Source organism: Skermanella rosea (assembly GCF_016806835.2).
GTDB classification, from domain to species: domain Bacteria; phylum Pseudomonadota; class Alphaproteobacteria; order Azospirillales; family Azospirillaceae; genus Skermanella; species Skermanella rosea.
In genome coordinates this window covers 329,733-344,668 of the sequence record NZ_CP086112.1, presented here as the reverse complement: position 1 = coordinate 344,668, position 14,936 = coordinate 329,733, and the positions used below count along the sequence as shown (strand labels likewise).

Annotated in this window: 15 protein-coding genes; 4 read left to right on the top strand and 11 right to left on the bottom strand. The window is 67.2% G+C overall.

Annotated elements, in window-relative coordinates; all coding sequences use genetic code 11:
• Nucleotides 1–73 precede the first annotated feature (73 nt).
• The 4 genes from JL101_RS30150 to JL101_RS30135 all read left to right on the top strand — a co-directional run bounded on the left by JL101_RS30150 (nt 74) and on the right by JL101_RS30135 (nt 3,776).
• Nucleotides 74–871, top strand: a complete 798-nt coding sequence (locus tag JL101_RS30150) for a DUF2285 domain-containing protein (protein WP_203102829.1) — start codon at nt 74–76, stop codon at nt 869–871.
• Nucleotides 872–1,012: 141 nt separating this feature from the next.
• Nucleotides 1,013–1,279 carry a helix-turn-helix transcriptional regulator gene (locus tag JL101_RS30145; protein WP_407697449.1) on the top strand — a complete coding sequence of 89 codons (267 nt, stop codon included), beginning with the start codon at nt 1,013–1,015 and terminating at the stop codon, nt 1,277–1,279.
• 385 nt (nt 1,280–1,664) lie between these two features.
• A complete protein-coding gene (locus JL101_RS30140; protein WP_203102827.1) occupies nt 1,665–2,579 on the top strand; it encodes a P-loop NTPase family protein in 915 nt (304 codons plus the stop codon).
• A 675-nt stretch (nt 2,580–3,254) separates the two neighbouring features.
• Nucleotides 3,255–3,776, top strand: coding sequence for a hypothetical protein (locus JL101_RS30135; RefSeq protein ID WP_203102825.1), 522 nt, complete (start codon nt 3,255–3,257; stop codon nt 3,774–3,776).
• Nucleotides 3,777–3,786: 10 nt separating this feature from the next.
• Here the strand turns inward: JL101_RS30135 and JL101_RS30130 are convergent, their stop codons facing one another.
• From JL101_RS30130 to JL101_RS30080, 11 genes are all read right to left on the bottom strand, one after another.
• On the bottom strand, nt 3,787–4,359 hold the full coding sequence (locus JL101_RS30130) for a S26 family signal peptidase (protein WP_228435552.1): 573 nt from the start codon (nt 4,357–4,359) through the stop codon (nt 3,787–3,789).
• A 125-nt stretch (nt 4,360–4,484) separates the two neighbouring features.
• Nucleotides 4,485–4,904: a hypothetical protein gene (locus JL101_RS30125; RefSeq protein ID WP_203102821.1), complete on the bottom strand. Its 420-nt coding sequence runs from the start codon at nt 4,902–4,904 to the stop codon at nt 4,485–4,487.
• A complete protein-coding gene (locus JL101_RS30120; protein WP_203102819.1) occupies nt 4,897–6,009 on the bottom strand; it encodes a TrbI/VirB10 family protein in 1,113 nt (370 codons plus the stop codon). The genes JL101_RS30125 and JL101_RS30120 overlap by 8 nt, the downstream gene beginning before the upstream one ends.
• Nucleotides 6,010–6,020: 11 nt before the next feature.
• The gene (locus JL101_RS30115) at nt 6,021–7,001 is read right to left on the bottom strand and encodes a TrbG/VirB9 family P-type conjugative transfer protein (RefSeq protein ID WP_203102818.1); all 981 of its coding nucleotides are present in this window, start codon (nt 6,999–7,001) and stop codon (nt 6,021–6,023) included.
• Between the two features lie 54 nt (nt 7,002–7,055).
• Nucleotides 7,056–7,826, bottom strand: coding sequence for a conjugal transfer protein TrbF (trbF, locus tag JL101_RS30110; RefSeq protein ID WP_203102817.1), 771 nt, complete (start codon nt 7,824–7,826; stop codon nt 7,056–7,058).
• Nucleotides 7,823–9,685: a P-type conjugative transfer protein TrbL gene (gene trbL / locus JL101_RS30105; RefSeq protein ID WP_203102816.1), complete on the bottom strand. Its 1,863-nt coding sequence runs from the start codon at nt 9,683–9,685 to the stop codon at nt 7,823–7,825. Before trbL ends, trbF begins: the two co-directional genes overlap by 4 nt.
• Nucleotides 9,682–9,861 (bottom strand): hypothetical protein, encoded by a 180-nt coding sequence (locus tag JL101_RS30100; protein WP_203102815.1) that lies wholly within the window; start codon nt 9,859–9,861, stop codon nt 9,682–9,684. The genes trbL and JL101_RS30100 overlap by 4 nt, the downstream gene beginning before the upstream one ends.
• A gap of 9 nt (nt 9,862–9,870) precedes the next feature.
• Entirely contained in the window at nt 9,871–11,796 is a 1,926-nt protein-coding gene (locus JL101_RS30095; RefSeq protein WP_203102814.1) for a hypothetical protein, read from the bottom strand.
• 5 nt (nt 11,797–11,801) lie between these two features.
• Complete coding sequence (locus JL101_RS30090) at nt 11,802–14,288, bottom strand: VirB4 family type IV secretion/conjugal transfer ATPase (RefSeq protein ID WP_203102813.1); 2,487 nt, start codon at nt 14,286–14,288, stop codon at nt 11,802–11,804.
• 3 nt (nt 14,289–14,291) lie between these two features.
• On the bottom strand, nt 14,292–14,561 hold the full coding sequence (locus JL101_RS30085) for a VirB3 family type IV secretion system protein (RefSeq protein WP_203102812.1): 270 nt from the start codon (nt 14,559–14,561) through the stop codon (nt 14,292–14,294).
• Between the two features lies 1 nt (nt 14,562).
• Nucleotides 14,563–14,883 (bottom strand): TrbC/VirB2 family protein, encoded by a 321-nt coding sequence (locus tag JL101_RS30080; protein ID WP_228435551.1) that lies wholly within the window; start codon nt 14,881–14,883, stop codon nt 14,563–14,565.
• Nucleotides 14,884–14,936: the final 53 nt, after the last annotated feature.

Here is a 14,936-nt window from a genome sequence, read left to right as displayed (position 1 = left end):
CGAATTTAGAGGGCATTAACTGCACATAGCCGAGTGTGCCCGGAACAACCCTTACGGCCACGAGGCCCATGAATTGCTCCCACCAAGACGACCTGCATCCTACCTCTACACGCTTCGCCTGACCGCAAGCGGCTGGGCCTGGGAGTATCTGCGCCGGAACCCGGACTACCAGGACGATTGGCAGTTGGAGCGCAGGACGGAGCGCGGCGCACCGGGCCACCCGCCCGGAGAACAGTCGCGCAGGCCTGGAGACCGCGCCGCCCGCTGGGGCCTGGTGTTTCTGGAACCGCCCGACCAGACCGGACTGGAGGCCGTCCCGTTCTGGCGCGCCGACGCGATCCCGGGGCGCGTCCGCGTCGGCGCCCGGCCGGGACCTGGGCCGGGCACCGGGCTCTTCGACCTGTTCGCCGAGCCGGGCAACAAGGCGGTGTGCCTGACGCCCGAAGGCGCCTACACCATCATCGAGCGCGGCCGGGAGAGCTTCCGGCTGTTGTTCGCCGACCCGGCCGACCTGCGCGACCGGCTGCCCGTAGAGGTCCGGTTCGGCGACCTGCCCTCCGACGAGCCGGAGCGCGAGGCGGCGCTGCGCTTCGTCCACCGGGCCGATGGCGGGACGCCGCCGAACCGCTTCCAGCCCGCCAACGCCGTCAACCTGATGCGGCAGCTCCAGGCGCTCGACGCCCGGCTGGCCGGAGCCGCCAGCCTGCGGGAAATCGCCGAAGCGGTGTACGGCCTGGAAGCAGTGGCGGGGGACTGGGCCGATCCCGATGGGGTTCGCCGTCGCCGGACCCGCTATCTTGTCGAGCGTGGCACCGAGCTGATGCGCGGCGCTTACCGGACGCTGCTCAGGCCGCTGAAAGCCAAGGCGTAGAGCGGGTTTCGGCACGCTGACCGGTCAATCGGCAGGGCAGTGCCGTTCGACTCTCCCGCCGCCCGTCCGGATCCGCGAGGCTACCCTCGGGGTGGCGGCTCTCCGCCCGCCACCGACCGGCAACCCTCGGGGAGACAAACCATGCCCACATCCGATATGACGCACCGGAGCGTGCCGGCCCGAGCCATCCCGGCGGAAGGCGGCCGTCGCTTCATGCCCACCGCCCAGGCCGCCGGGTACCTGGGCCTCAGTCCGCGCACGCTGGAGAAGCTGCGTGTCCAGGGCGGTGGCCCGGCCTATGCCAAATTCGGCCGCCGCGTCGTCTATGCCGTCGACGATCTCGACCACTGGGCGGCCGAGCGGCGTCGGGACTCGACCTCGGCGCCGGAACGTCCAGGCCGGCGGTGACGGGCCGGCTGAACGGAGCACGGAGCGGGCGGGACGGCGCCCGCTCCGTGCTCCGTCCCTGAAAATCAGTCATAGAATTTGAACAAGTTGCTCGCTGCAACACGGAATAAAATTCAGGCAAAACTTACCGAACCTCTATAGTTATGATAGCGTCCTATCATGATGATTCAAGGGTGACCGATCTTTCATTGAGCGAATCTCCAGAAGAATATGGTCGTAGGTTCACTTACTGTTCTTCCAGGTGCCGCGTTTCCGAGTGTCGACTATGCTCATTCACGACTTTGGGCGTCGGCGGGGAACCGGAGGGAGGTGGATCATCAAGGTCGTATTCCTTGGGGATCGCGGCGGCCTGTCCCGGACCAGGATCCGCATTCCGCTGGACGCGATGGGATGCCTCATCGCCGGGTATCTCGCCGATCCGGCGGTGACGGCCGCCACGGTCGATCATGACGGCGGGCTTCTGGTCGAACGGATCGATGGCCGTACGCTTCGGCCAGCCGGCTTGACGCGCCGCGAGGTCGACTCCCTCGTCGGCGGCCTGGCCCACCGTCTCGGTCGCCGGCCCGGCGACCGGCGGCCGATCGTGATCGAGGACCCGGAGGCGGATCTCGCGGTGACAGCATTGCCGTCCGACGGTATCGTGGCACCCGCGATCAGCGTCGCCAGAATGGCGGCTCCCCGGCTGGACGGCTGGGTGGCGGCCGGCCTGCTGGACGGCGCGGACGCCGGGCAGCTGCGCGAGCTGGTGCGCAACGGCGCGAACCTCGTGGTCGCGGCGCACGTCGAACTGGCCCGACGGCAGATCGTCGAGACGCTTCTCGCCGAGGCGGCAACCCACGGGCAGCGGGTTCTTCACGTCCAGGGGCACGAACGGTTTCACACCGGGATGCCGGGGCTGGTCGCGATCGCCGCTCCGGCGGGCGGCGCGGTGTGCCGCGCCGGCATCGAGGCGCTCGCCGGCCGTCTGCGCCCGGACCGCCTCGTCTTCCCGGCCCCGACGATCGTGACGCAGTCCTGGCTGATCGACCGCGCCGCGCACCGACGCCCCCCCTGCATCATGTCCATCCATGCCCGGGGCCCGGGGCGGGCAGCCGGCGAACTGGAACGGCTGATCGGCCTGACACCGGGCGGTCCGCCGGCGTGCGCCGGGGCTGACCTGACCGACGCGGTCGTTTCCACCACGGCGCCGGGTGCGCCCTGGCGCCTGACGGAGGTCCGCAGGCGTCGGCGCGGACGCCGGCGTCCGCCCGCGGCGCCCTGGCGGGAACCCAAGGAGCCCGATCCCGACCCGCGACCTTAGAAACGTTCGTGCCTGAGACGCGCGGGAGCGGCCGGGGGGCCGGAAAGCCCCGGTCCCTGTCCGCACCAAGCCGGACCGGACGCCGGAGCCGAAGGTGACCGACTCCGGAACCCGAGCCGCCACTTTCCCGTGCCTGCGGAGATACGCGACGATCGGGAGAAGGCTTCCGGCCTGGAAATTGCCGCACGGCCCTGGGTATCCGCATCAGACTTTTCGGCGGCGTGCAAACCTCCCGGGCCGGCTCATCCCCCCTGGGCCGGGGTGACGTTTTCCGGTCGGCGGCTCCGACAGATTATTCATCAAGTCCAAAGCATCCTTACTCGACTTGCCTGACAGCAACGACTACTTGGCTACAATCTCGCTGAATAACCAGGCGGGCGATTGGCAGCGTGACCGCCGATCGCCCGGCATGAACTCATAATTATCTGATTCACTGGTAGCGCAAGTGAAATTTTCCGCGACCTTCTTTGTCAAAATCGACCAAGCTGCTGAAATCAAGGCAGGAAGAAATCCGGGCATAACTGAGCGGCAAGCCCTGTTTTGTCCGTTAGATCGTGAGCTTTCCTATACTTATGAGTCCTTGGCAGGGCCTTGAAGCGGTCGGTCGGCAGCCGCAGTATCGAATATGACGGAACATCACGAAGGCCGCACTTCGCTGCCGCCTGAGGGTTCGCAATGACCAGGATCATAGTCTCCTACGTCAATCTTTTCGCGGGCGGCCCCGCCCCGCGCTGCACCGCGCACGGCTCGATCAGCGATGCTGCCCGCGAGATCGCCGCCGCGGGCGGTTCCGGCCGGCGCGTCGGCACGCTCCGCGTCGAGTCCGACGCGTACGGGATCGTGCGTTGCGAACCGATCGATCCGGCGTTGCGCGCGGCTCCCGCCGCGACGGCGCCTGTGTCATCCCGAATGCTTGAGCTGATCGCCGAGTACCGGCGCTGGACCGCGGCGCTCGACGTGATCGACTTCGGCGAGCGTCCGCCCGAGTGGGATGCGGTCGCCGACCGACGCTGCCGCGCGATCGACGCGCTGCTTGCCGAGCGCTCCGCGAGCGTGGCTGATCACTGTGCCAAATACACCGCGCTGATGAGCTTCTTTCCCGAGGACTTCGAGCTGGTGTCCCTGGGCGTCCTGGCCGACGAGGCCCGCGGCCTGGTCGACGCGAGCCGGGGCGCGCCGGCGAAGGCGGCCCAGTGAGCGGCCCGCCTCACTCGTCCGAAACCCACACCGGGCGGAACACCCCGACGATGTCGGTCTCGCGGACCGGACCGTAGTAGCGGCCGTCCAGGCTGTTGGGCAGCCGGGACGTGTAAGTGAGCCACTCGCCGGGCGCCAGCGTCCGGCAGCCGCTCCAGCGGGGCAGCGGCACGCCGTCCGGCCCGGCCTCCAGAACCGGAGCGACCCGCCGTCCGTTGATGGCGAGGTGATCGGTCGCGCAGACGTGGTCGCCGGGACCGGCCGCCAGCGGCTTGATCAGCAACGGCAAGCCGCCGGCATGGCCGCGGCGCCGGGCATAGTCCACCACGGCAGGAGGGGCGGTGAAGGCGATTATCTTCCCGACCGCCGGCTTTTCCCAAACAGCGCGGAGATATAAACCTTCCGGCATCGACGGCGTGCCGTTCCAGGTGAACAGCGTGACCTTCGGCGCAGCGAGAACCACGCCCAGGATCAGCAGCAGAGCCGTATGAGGGACCAGCTTCGAAGCGATCGACCGGGCCTGCGAGGCTCTGGATCTGCCGCAGGATCCGGTTGGCGGAATAGAGCTCCCGGGAGGTGTCACGGATCGGGACCTGCCGCTGGACGGGTCAGGGGAACTGCCGGGCTGGATAAGCCGCCACCGGACGGACCGGCTCCGGATGGGCACAGGCGCAGAGAGGCGCCGCCGTGCCGGCCGCCGGGATCAGGCTACACCTCGACATCGATGCCCTCCCGTTCCGCGTAGCGCTTCAGCGCAGTCAGGAACAGCACCGTCTTGCTGACGTTGTCGGCCGTCGCCGCTTCGTTCATCTGCTCGACAAGGTCGTCCTCCAGCCACAGTGACCGCCGGACACCTCCTTTGCGGGATGCCGGATAATCGATCATCGTCCCGGCTTTCCGGTCCTGCAGCAATTGCCGGATCGCCTGGCTGAAAAGGTCGCGGGGGAACATCCCCTGGGCGCGTGCAATGTCTTTGAGCTGGTCGAAGCCCCTTGGCGGGACGGAAGTGAATGAAACGCTCGTAAAACCTTCCCGATCGACCATGTCGTCAGCCTTGCCAGTGTCAATTTGTGACACATTAGCGGCTGCCGCCAAATGAGGCAAATATGTGGTAACGGCCTCAATCATCGTAGCACGCCATCGCGATGGTGCGGTCGACCATCAGGCTCACCGGATGTCCGATGATCTGCTCCAGGGTCGGCGGCACCTGAAGCTCGCGCTGGATGATCCGCTCGCCGATGGATGCGGCGTTATCGGCGGCAGCGCCCCCGATGTTGATCTGTGTCCCGCTGTTTCTGCCGCCGCGGGCCAGTCCACCGAGGACATCGAGCGCGGTTGCAGCGATTGCCGCACCGGCCAGGCGGCCATAGTGGTTGTTGACGTTGGCGGTGATCCCGGCTCGGCCTGCTCCATCCGTCGCGTCCATCCCCATCAGGTCCAGTTTCTTCCCGTCGGGCAGGATCAGCATCGTCCAGACCGCCTGCTGCCGACGCTGGCCGTACTGGACCTCGTCGGAGAGCTTGCCGAACACCGTGGAGTCGCGCGGGATCAGCACGCACTGGCCCGTCCGGTTATCGTAGATGTCGGCGGAGACCCGGGCCACGACGTTGCCGCCCAGCTCGCTGTTGGTGGCGCTGGCCAGCTTCGCCGGGATGATCGTTCCGGGCCAGATCTCCCGCTCGCCCAGCGGCGCCTGAACCGACTGGGGAAGATACATGTCACTGCGGGCACTGTTCCGGTGCCGAAAGCCCTGGGCGAGCGTGCGAGGCTGTCCCGGAGCACCGGCATGCCTGTCAGCGACCATCTGAACGCCTGGCTGCCCCGCATCGCCCAGGCCATCGTCGCCGCCGACCGAGATGCCGCGCCTCACGGGCTTCCGTCCCGGCGAAGCTCCCGGGTGCTGGACAGCAGGCACGAGCCGGGATCCATCCCCCGGAGGGGGAAGATCGACCGCCGGGGGAAGCGGCGGCTCCGGGGGAACAGCGACGGATGCCGTCTGCGTTTCCCGGTAGTCGGACGGCAGCATGGAAAGGTCGGGCTTGACGTTGCTCAGCAACGGCAGTGTCTCGGGCGGCTTCCCGCGGACCGTGCTGAACCCCGGATCGAACACGAAGACGGCGATGACTGCCGCAGCGCCGGCACCGGCCAGTCCGATCGTCACCTTGCGGTTCAATCCTCTCGGCTTCGGTGATTGCGGCCGCAAGGTGCCGGGCGCCTTGGTCTTGGGAAGCATGTCAGGTCTCCTTAGCGCTTCAGGGTCAGGCGGACGGTGTCGTCGCCCAGCGTCAGGTTCAGCACCGGGACGACCTGGTCGATCTCGATGAACCGGCCGGACGTGCGGTAGTGGACGGTCATCGCGTCACCGCCGGCAGGCCGGGAGATCGACGGGGTCTCCAGGTCGCCCAGACCACCCGGCATGCCGATGCAGAGCTTCGAGCCGTTGTGGAACACGTCCCGGTCGGCCGGTCTCCAGGCGGGCTTGTCGCCCGAAACCGTGTAGCCGTACTGGACCTGGGAGATCGGCGTGTCGGTGCAGGACAGCACCGCCGGGCGGGTCTTTTCCCGCTCGTCGGCATAGGGCGGTTCAGGCATGCCCATGTTGGGCTGTTCCTGGCGAAACCGGACAGTTGCGTTTGCCGATGACTCCGTCGAGATCAGCCTGTACCGGAAGGCGCCGCAGTCGCTGTCGATCAGCAGGGATGTGCGCAGCCCAGGCTTATTGGGACGAACGACCACCTTCGAGACCGGATCGCGCGGCGTGCCGTGGAACGTCTTGGCGATGACCCAGTTCGCGAGCTCCATATCCTCCGCAGTTGCACCGGCCCGGTCGTCCGACTCGTGCGACGGGTCGCCCAGCATCGGCGCCTTCTTGACCATCCGGCAGCCGGGCGGGATCTCGATCGCCGTGATGTCGTTGACAGCGGTCAGCACGTTGTAGACCGCTCCCGGCACCAGCGGATACTCCAGCGTCGAGCCGATGAACCGCTCGGCCCGAGGCATCTCCATGGCCCTGGCGTTGGCCCTGCGTGTCGCGGCGACAGGGTCCTGCTTGCGGGGCTTTTCCCTGATCACCGGCGCGGGAGTCACCAGCACCGGCACGACCTTCTCGACGACCTGGACAGGCGGTTCCGGCAGCACCGGCACCAGATGGGTTGCCGGCTCCTCCCGTGTCGTTGCACAAGCCGCCAGGAGGGCCGGCAGGGCGACGGCGGCAAGCCTTTTCATTACCCAGATCCTCCCGCGCCGTGTGTCACATAGTAGCACAAAACGACATCCGTGTCAGGGCGCGGTGTCGCTGCGCCAATCGAAATCGTGGATCGTCGTGCCGGCGGGATTGATGTTGAGCAGGGTACTGTCGGTCTGTCCCGTCGCGGTCGCCGTGAAGGTCGCCGTCATGGTGTAGGACGGGCGCGGCTGGCCGTGTTCCCAGACGGTCTCGGTCCAGGTCGCGTGGTAGCTGCTCCCCTCCATGGGCAGGACTTTCGGGAACGACATGGTGACGGTCTTCTTCGACATCCTGTCCGGGGTGTTGTAGGTCGCGAACGGGTCGAACCGGGCATTGTACTCATTGAGCTTCCGCTTCGCGGTATCGTCCATGAAATCGTAGGCTTTCTCGATGTCGGCCCTCAGCTTCACGCCGTCCGCGGGGCGTGTCCGCACCCACTCGATCCACCGGGCAAGGTCGGCCGCGACCTGGGCGCGCGTCGGCTCGTAGCGCTGGACGGCGAAACGCTGTGCCGGGCCGACGACGATGCCGCTCTCGTCCACGGGGATCGCCCACAGGTCGAGCGGGGCGACGAACAGCTTGTAGATCAGCGCACCGGCCAGGACCAGGCTGACGGCGGTCGAGCCGAAAGCCGCCAGCCTCCAGTTCTTCGCCCGCACGACCGGCGCTCCGATCCGATCATCCCATTCCTGGCGGGCCCGCTGGAACGGCGTCAGGACAGGATATCCGGCGCCATAGTCCTCGACCTTGTCGGACCGGAAATCATGGCCTCCCATGGCCTTTCCCGCCGCGTCGGACGCCGCCTTGAACGGGTTGAACATCATTCCCGTGCTCCTGTGTTGCTGGCAGTCATCCCGGCGCTTCTCTCGGCACCCCGCGGGACGATCGCGTTGAGGCTGGCCGGGATCTTCAAGAGGTTCGATGAAGCACCATAACCCGGGTTCCTGGCCCAGGAGGGAGCATCGGAGCGGGCCGGCTGTGCGGGAGCTTGCGTCGCCGCAGCAGCCTGCGTCTTCTTTTCCGAGGCTGCCCAGGACCTGAAGCCGGCATCGGTCGGGTTGGGGATGCCGTGCTCATCCTTGTACGCCTGGACCACGGCCATGCGGTGCAGGTTGGCGTCGCTGCCCTGGCCGATCCGCTCCGCCATCCTATTCACCGGGGACAGGCGGTCGCCCAATCCCTCGGCGATCTGGCGCGTCGTCCTGCCCTTCGCCGCCTCCGCCCGGATGAGGTTTCCGACGCCCAGGCTGGACGCCAGGGCGGCATTCCGGGACCGTCCCTCGGGCGTCAGCGAGGTAGAGAGCGACGGGGTGTCGAAACCGCCGCCGCCGTCCAGGTTCAGCGCCCGCATCGTGACGTTGCGGTACTCCTCCGCCAGGGTGGCGCTGTTCACGGCAGGAGAGACACCGGCCTTGGCGAGATCCATCTTCATCGCCTCGATCCGGTTCAATTCGCCCTCGATCCTCTGGGACAGCTCCGGATTGCTCTCCTGCATCTGGCTGCCGATGTCCCAGGCCAGGCCGCGGTAAGCCTGTGCCCGTTCGTGCTCCGCGGTTTCCGGTGCCTTGAAGCTCATCCCGCTGTTGATCTTCCCCAGGGTCGCGGCATGCGCCCGCTCCGTGCGGTCGATGGCCTCCAGGGCGGAGGACGCCATCACGGGGTTTGCCCTCATCTGCCAAGACAGACCACCACGATTGCCGCCGGGAGCATCCCCACCGCCGCCTCCAGGGGCAACGCCACCCATCGGAGGCAGTCCGCCGCGTGTCGCCCCTCCGGTCGTGGCAGCGCGCAGCGCACCGGTTCCCGAAGCGGCTTTCGCGACGGCAGCACCACCGACCGCGGCCACCGCAGCGGTCGCCCCGATCGCCGCCATCGTGCCCACGGCGGCGCCGGCACCCAGGGAGGGTCCCCCGCCGATCACACCCGCCACCTTGGAGGGGATGAACCACGCCAGGGCAGCCAGCACCAGCGATCCGAACGCCATGCCCAGGGCCTCGTTATAGGTTGGGGCGGTCGGGTCTGCGACCGTGCCCATCGTCGTCATCAGGACCGATCCGACCGATACGACGGTGGCCAGGGCGAACAGCTTGATCCCGGAGGCGAAAACGTATCCCAGTGCCTTCTCGCTGGCGAACGCCGTGCCCTTGAGGATCCCCAGCGCCACCATGAAGAAGCACCACACGACGCCGAGCTTGAACTCGATGATCGCGACCAGGACCTGCAGCGACATGATGAAGAAGGCGAAGACCACGATGATCATGCTCAGGGCCATGAGGATGTTGGTCCCGGTCAGCCACCCCCAGAAGCCCACGGCATCGATCAGGGGTGCGGCGATGCGGATGCCCGCGGATGCGATCTCGCTCGGATGGAGGAACTGGTCGGGCGTCATGGCGTTGCCGCCGGCCTTCAGGCCGAGCTGGACCATGCCGCCCATCAGCGCCCTCATCAGGCCGGGCCAGTTCTCCAGCAGCCACACGAAGAAACCGACCATCATGAGCTGCAGGATCAGCAGGTTGATCGGGCTTTCCCGCAGGGTCAGGGCATTGCGCAGATGCGCCCACGTCAGGCCGATCACCGCCAGGGTGATCAGGACGAACATCACGTCGGGACGGATCGCCTGGACCGCCGCATCCCCGATGGCGATGTAGGCGTCGAGCAACCGGTCGGCCACGCCGGTGTTCATCTGGCGGATCCTTCGGGAGCCCACGGGCTGCGCACCGGAACATGCTCGTTCTTCCCGAGGTCCCTCATCGCCGCGTCGTGACGGTCGGTCCGGGAGCATCCGCGGTCGACCAGCAAGAGGATGCCGAAGATGAAGACAATCAGGATCGCCTTGGGCGTAAGAGCCGGGATCAGCATCTCACCCTCCTAGAATGGAATTCTGACATTTACGGCATCATTCTCACCCAGTCCCTGCATCGCCCTCCGGTGAAGCTCTTCGGCTCTTTTTGCCTTTGCCTGCTCCTGCGCCATCGAATGCTCGACGGCACGGAAGTGGGAGATCGAGACGGACTGCAGGGCCTGGGTCTCGCCGATCAGGCTGCCGATCAGCTGCGCCGTTCCCTGCTGGGCCGCCAGCATGCCGGGCGCCGACCGGACCGCGCCGAGCTGCCGGCCGACGCGGGCCTGGGATGCCGGCTGCGCCTGTACCGCCCCTGACTGGACGCGCCAGGACTCCTCGGTCGCGCGGTGCGCCGAATAGCGCCACTGATCCGGCTGGGCCAGCAGTCCGTCATTCGACAGGCCGGACATGTCGTCCGGGTAGGCGTTCCGATAGCTCGCGGCTGCCTCATCCGGGTCGTAGGCCGTGGCCTCCGTTGTTCCCATGAACGACCGCTGCCGCATCATGGCGTCCTGGATCTCCGCGCCGGTATCCGCCTGCGACGCCTCCAAGTGCTTGAGCTGCGCCTGAAGCTGCCTCTGCTGCACGGCGAGCTGCCTGCTGAGGCACAGATTGCCCGCGATCATCGTCATCTGCTGGGCGATCTGCGCCGGGAGGGTCGCGCGCCCGCCGCCGAAGATCCCGCTGACGATGCTGGCCCCTCCCCCCATGATGCTGCCGCCGATGTTGCACTTCACCGCCTCGACCACGCCGGAGACCGTGTCCTCGACCGGCTGCAGCACCGTATCGACGGCCTCTCCGATGGTGCTGTTCACCGCGCTGATCATCTGACCGGTGGCACGGTTGATGATCCGGTTGCCCTCGCGTGCGACGATGCCGCCGGAGACCAGGTCGTTCAGCCGCCGCAGCGCTCCCGTCTCGCCCCGTTCCACGGCCCGCCAGAACTGCTCGTCCGTGTCGAGGACGTTTCGCTGAAGACCGTCCACGTTCCTCTCGAACTGGCTGTCCGTCGTGCCGTTCCAGGCAGCCGTCCCGGTGCCCCCGGTCACCCGGTTGTCGGCGATGGCGTTGTTCCGGCTGGCGATGCTGCCCGGCATGTGGCTGTTCCGGCCGTTGCTGATGCTCCCGGAGATGCTGTTGCCTTCGATCCTGTTGTTCTCGGCCGAGATGACCCGCACGTCGCCCCGGATGTCGTTGCCGGTGACGACGCTGTTCTCCGCTTCGTTGTCCTGGAACTCGTCGGGAAAACTCCCCATCCGACCCAGGCGCGAATCGCCGTAGCCGCCGACCGAGACCGCCGTGTCCGCGGCGATGTCCACCGTGTTGTTGATGAACCTCACGCCGTCGCTGCCGGCCTTCCAGGTTATCCCTGCGAAGCCCGCCCGGCCCTTGATCGTGTTCCCCTGATAGGTCACGTCCACGACCGACACGTTGTCGATCCCTTCCTGCCGCCAGTTGCCATCGATGGTGTTCCCGGCGACCATCACGCGCCCGTCGCCGGGCGCCATGTTGAAGATCTTGATGCCGTCCTGCCCGACCCCGGTGATCAGGTTGTTGGTGATCCTCACGTCGTGCAGTTTCTGGTATGACCCCCAGAACTTGATCCCGCCCGTGTCGCCGCTCCGGCTGGTCGAGACGATGTTCAGCCCGTCCACGGTGATGTGCGAAAGCCGGTTGCCCTGGATGGCCGCCTGGTTGCCCTGGGCCACGACCCGGGCAGCGCCCCTGCCGTCGGCCGACACGAGACTGATCGGGGCGCCGGCAGCGCCGTGCTTGTTCGAGAAGTCGAGGGACTGGTTATAGGTGCCGGCGCGCAGGGCTATGGTGTCGCCGGGGCGGGCGCGGTCGATGGCGGCCTGGACATTATCTCCCGGCGACAGCGTGATCGTCTCGGCAATGGCAGGCGTCGTCAGAACGGTGCCGGCCAGCAGGACCGTGGACAACAGCTTCATATCCGTTACTCCGCCGCCTGGGGGATGAGGTGTCGGGTCACGCCGTTGGGGTCGACCATGTCGGCCGCCCAGTCCATGCCTTTGGCGCGCAGGAACGCCGGCAGGAAAACGTCCGCGCCGCACGACGCGAGCAGGCTGTCCGCGAGCTTGTGGTCGTCAGGGTCACTCGACCCGACCAGCGCCAGGCCGAGTTCGCCGAGCCCCAGTTCGAACAGTCGGTTTCCCGAAGCCGACGAGTAATAGTATTGGCGCTTGCGCCGGGCGTTCGCGATCAGGTTGACCTGCCGGTCGTTCAGGCCCTGCGCCGAGTAATAGCCTCTGGTCTGGGGGTCGTTCGCCGCGGCGTTGGGCAGGTAGATCCGGGTCAGGCAGTTGTCCCAGATGATCGGGGCAACCTTGCTCTTGGCGATGCTGGAGATCGTCTGCGTCGTGAAGATTACTGCGACCTTCTTTTTCCTCAAGGTCAGCAGCCAGTCCTCGATCTTCTTCGCGAAGGTCGTGTCATCCAGAAAACGCCACCCCTCGTCGATGATCAGCAGGGTCGGAGACCCGTCCAGGGACTCCTCGATCCGGTGGAACAGGTAGGTCATCACCGGCACCGCGGCACTCGGCTGCTTGAGCAGCGAGCCCATCTCGAAGGCCTGCCAGCGGCCCAGGTGAAGGGTATCGCGGTCGCCGTCGAGGAGATGCCCGAACGCTCCGCCCACGCAGAAGGGCTTCAGGGCATCCTTCAGGTCCCGGTCGCCCAGCCGCGCCCGGAGCACGGTCAGGCTGCGCTCCCCGACCGGACTGGTCGCCAGGCTCGCCAGCTTCTCGGCGGCGTGGTTCCTCTGCTCCGGGGTCAGCTCCAGCCCGGCTTTGCCGAACAGGTCGTACAGCCACTCCGTGGCCCAGGTCACTTCGGCAGGCGCGTCGATGCAGGCGAGCGGCTGAAACCCCAGCGTCCCACCCTGGGCGCCGATATCGTGGAACCGGCCGCCGGCACACAGCGTCGTCAGCCGGATGGACCTGTCCTTGTCGAAGGCGTAGACCCGCGCCCCCGGATAACGCAGGCACTGCAACGCCACCGAGGACAGCAGTACCGACTTTCCGGCGCCGGTAGGGCCGTAGATGACCGAGTGCCCGACGTCGTCGTGGTGGAAGTTGAAGTGGAACGGCGTGTTGCCTTCGGTGATCACCCGCATCAGCGCCGGGCCGTTCAGCTCGCCGTTCCAGGACTCGCCGGCCCACACCGCCGACAGCGGGGCCAGGTGGGCGAGGTTCATGGTGTTGACCAGCGGCTGGCGCACGTTGGCGTAGCAGCTCCCGGGCAGGCTGCCGAGCCACGCCTCGAAGGCGTTGAACGTCTCGACCCTGGCTATGAAGTGCTTCGCCGTCAGCAGGCCGACCACCTTCTTGGCGTTGTCCAGGGCCTGGCCCAGGTTCTCGTGCCACACCGTGATCGTCGGGGTGACGTAGGCCATCGACACCAGCCCTTCCGCGACTTCCTGCAACGCCGCGAGGGCGTCGGCGTGCCTGGCGACCGCCTCGTGGTTCACCCGCTCGCTGGGCTCCCTGAGGACGTGTTCGGCGATCAGGGTCATGAGGCCCTTGCGCTGGCTGCCCCACCGGTTCACCCGCGTCTGAACGGCCCGCAGCGACTGCTGAGGACCGAGCGTGATCGCGCGCGTGCTCCACCGGTACTCGAAGCCCAGGCTGTTCAGGTCATCGAGCATCCCGGCGTGGGTCGAGGATGGGTATCCCCGAACCCCCACGGTGACCAGGTACCGTTCCGGCCGGGGCGTGCCGCCGGCGTCCTCGGTGTAGCCGATCCCGACCCGCATGCCGGGCCACACCGGCTGTTCCGCCAGGAGCGAGTCCAGGAACATCGGGACCTCGGGCATCGCCACCTGGTGCCGCTCCAGCCCCAGGGGATGGTGCAGGAAGGTCAGCAGATCATCGTCCCGAAGGAGGCGCGCGAGGGGCATGAAGGCGCGCAGCATGTCGCCGACCTCGTTGACGCGATGGGCGAAGTAGTCGACCTGTTCGATGCCGGAGCCTTCGCGCTCGCCGTCTTCCCCTTCGATCAGCAGGCCTTCCAGCCGGCTGGACGCATCGCCCGGCGGCAGGTAGGTCAGGGCCAGGACGTAGTCGGACTCAAGCTGACGGCCGCTGCCCTGGACAAGGTTCCGACGCTCCAGATCGAACAGGGCCGCCGCGTGGCAGGGCCAATCGGCATCCGGGTACTCCGACGTGTAGAAGCGATCCGCGATCAGGTGAACCGCCCAGCGGTCCCCCAGGTGCTTCAGCATCGTGCCCAGGCCGGCGTAGTAGTTCACCAGGACGGAGGTGGTCGTGCTCTCCAGGTCCGGCCCGCGATAGCGGATCAGGGCGAGCAGGCTGCCGTCCTTCTGCGCCATCACGAACGGGTACTGCCCGAACGGCAGCGCCACGTAGGGCAGATAGTCCGCCAGGGACCTGGGCTGCTCGCGGTACTCTTTCAGATTGAGCATGATCTAGCCCCCCAGGAAGGGTAGGCGCGCCCGAGCCCGGCGCGTGATGAAGTCGAACATGTGCGGGTCGATCCCGGTGAGGTGGCGGGCGACGGTCCAGAGCCCCACGGTCAGCAGCACGCCGCCGGTCACCTTGTGAAGCGAGAAGACCAGCAGGGCCCCCACGGTCCCGATCAGGATGGCGGGAATGCGCGCCACCCCCTTGATCGTCACCGGCTCCAGCAGGCTCTGATGGAGGGTGATCCGGAACCCTGGAACGTCGTCGCCCGCCATCTCAGAACACCATTCCGGCGGTCAGGCCGAACAGGCCCATGAAGAACAGCAGGCCGACCCCGACGATCGATCCGGCGAAGATGATACCGGCGAAGGTCCGCATGCCCTGGCCCGCGGCGAACGCCATCGTCAGACCCGATGCCACGATGGCGATGGCGATGATCGACCCCGCGACCGGCCCGGTGATCGAGTTCGCGACCTGCGACAGCGGGTCTTCCCAGGGCATGCCGCCGCCGGCAGCCCGGGCGGGAGCCGATGCCATCAAAGCCAGTCCCGACAGCGCGAAGGTCCTGACAGCGAGAGCGTTTCTGCGAACGTTCATTTCAGCCATCCTCTGCTCGGTCTGTTGTGATACTTAATTACACAGTGATATCC

Coding starts and splice junctions, on each gene's coding strand:
- JL101_RS30145 (WP_407697449.1), top strand. CDS start 1,013: ATGCCCACATCCGATATGACGCACCGGAGCGTGCCGGCCCGAGCCATC.
- JL101_RS30140 (WP_203102827.1), top strand. CDS start 1,665: ATGGGATGCCTCATCGCCGGGTATCTCGCCGATCCGGCGGTGACGGCC.
- JL101_RS30135 (WP_203102825.1), top strand. CDS start 3,255: ATGACCAGGATCATAGTCTCCTACGTCAATCTTTTCGCGGGCGGCCCC.
- JL101_RS30125 (WP_203102821.1), bottom strand. CDS start 4,904: ATGATTGAGGCCGTTACCACATATTTGCCTCATTTGGCGGCAGCCGCT.
- JL101_RS30120 (WP_203102819.1), bottom strand. CDS start 6,009: ATGCTTCCCAAGACCAAGGCGCCCGGCACCTTGCGGCCGCAATCACCG.
- JL101_RS30115 (WP_203102818.1), bottom strand. CDS start 7,001: ATGAAAAGGCTTGCCGCCGTCGCCCTGCCGGCCCTCCTGGCGGCTTGT.
- trbF (WP_203102817.1), bottom strand. CDS start 7,826: ATGATGTTCAACCCGTTCAAGGCGGCGTCCGACGCGGCGGGAAAGGCC.
- trbL (WP_203102816.1), bottom strand. CDS start 9,685: ATGAACACCGGCGTGGCCGACCGGTTGCTCGACGCCTACATCGCCATC.
- JL101_RS30100 (WP_203102815.1), bottom strand. CDS start 9,861: ATGCTGATCCCGGCTCTTACGCCCAAGGCGATCCTGATTGTCTTCATC.
- JL101_RS30095 (WP_203102814.1), bottom strand. CDS start 11,796: ATGAAGCTGTTGTCCACGGTCCTGCTGGCCGGCACCGTTCTGACGACG.
- JL101_RS30090 (WP_203102813.1), bottom strand. CDS start 14,288: ATGCTCAATCTGAAAGAGTACCGCGAGCAGCCCAGGTCCCTGGCGGAC.
- JL101_RS30085 (WP_203102812.1), bottom strand. CDS start 14,561: ATGGCGGGCGACGACGTTCCAGGGTTCCGGATCACCCTCCATCAGAGC.
- JL101_RS30080 (WP_228435551.1), bottom strand. CDS start 14,883: ATGAACGTTCGCAGAAACGCTCTCGCTGTCAGGACCTTCGCGCTGTCG.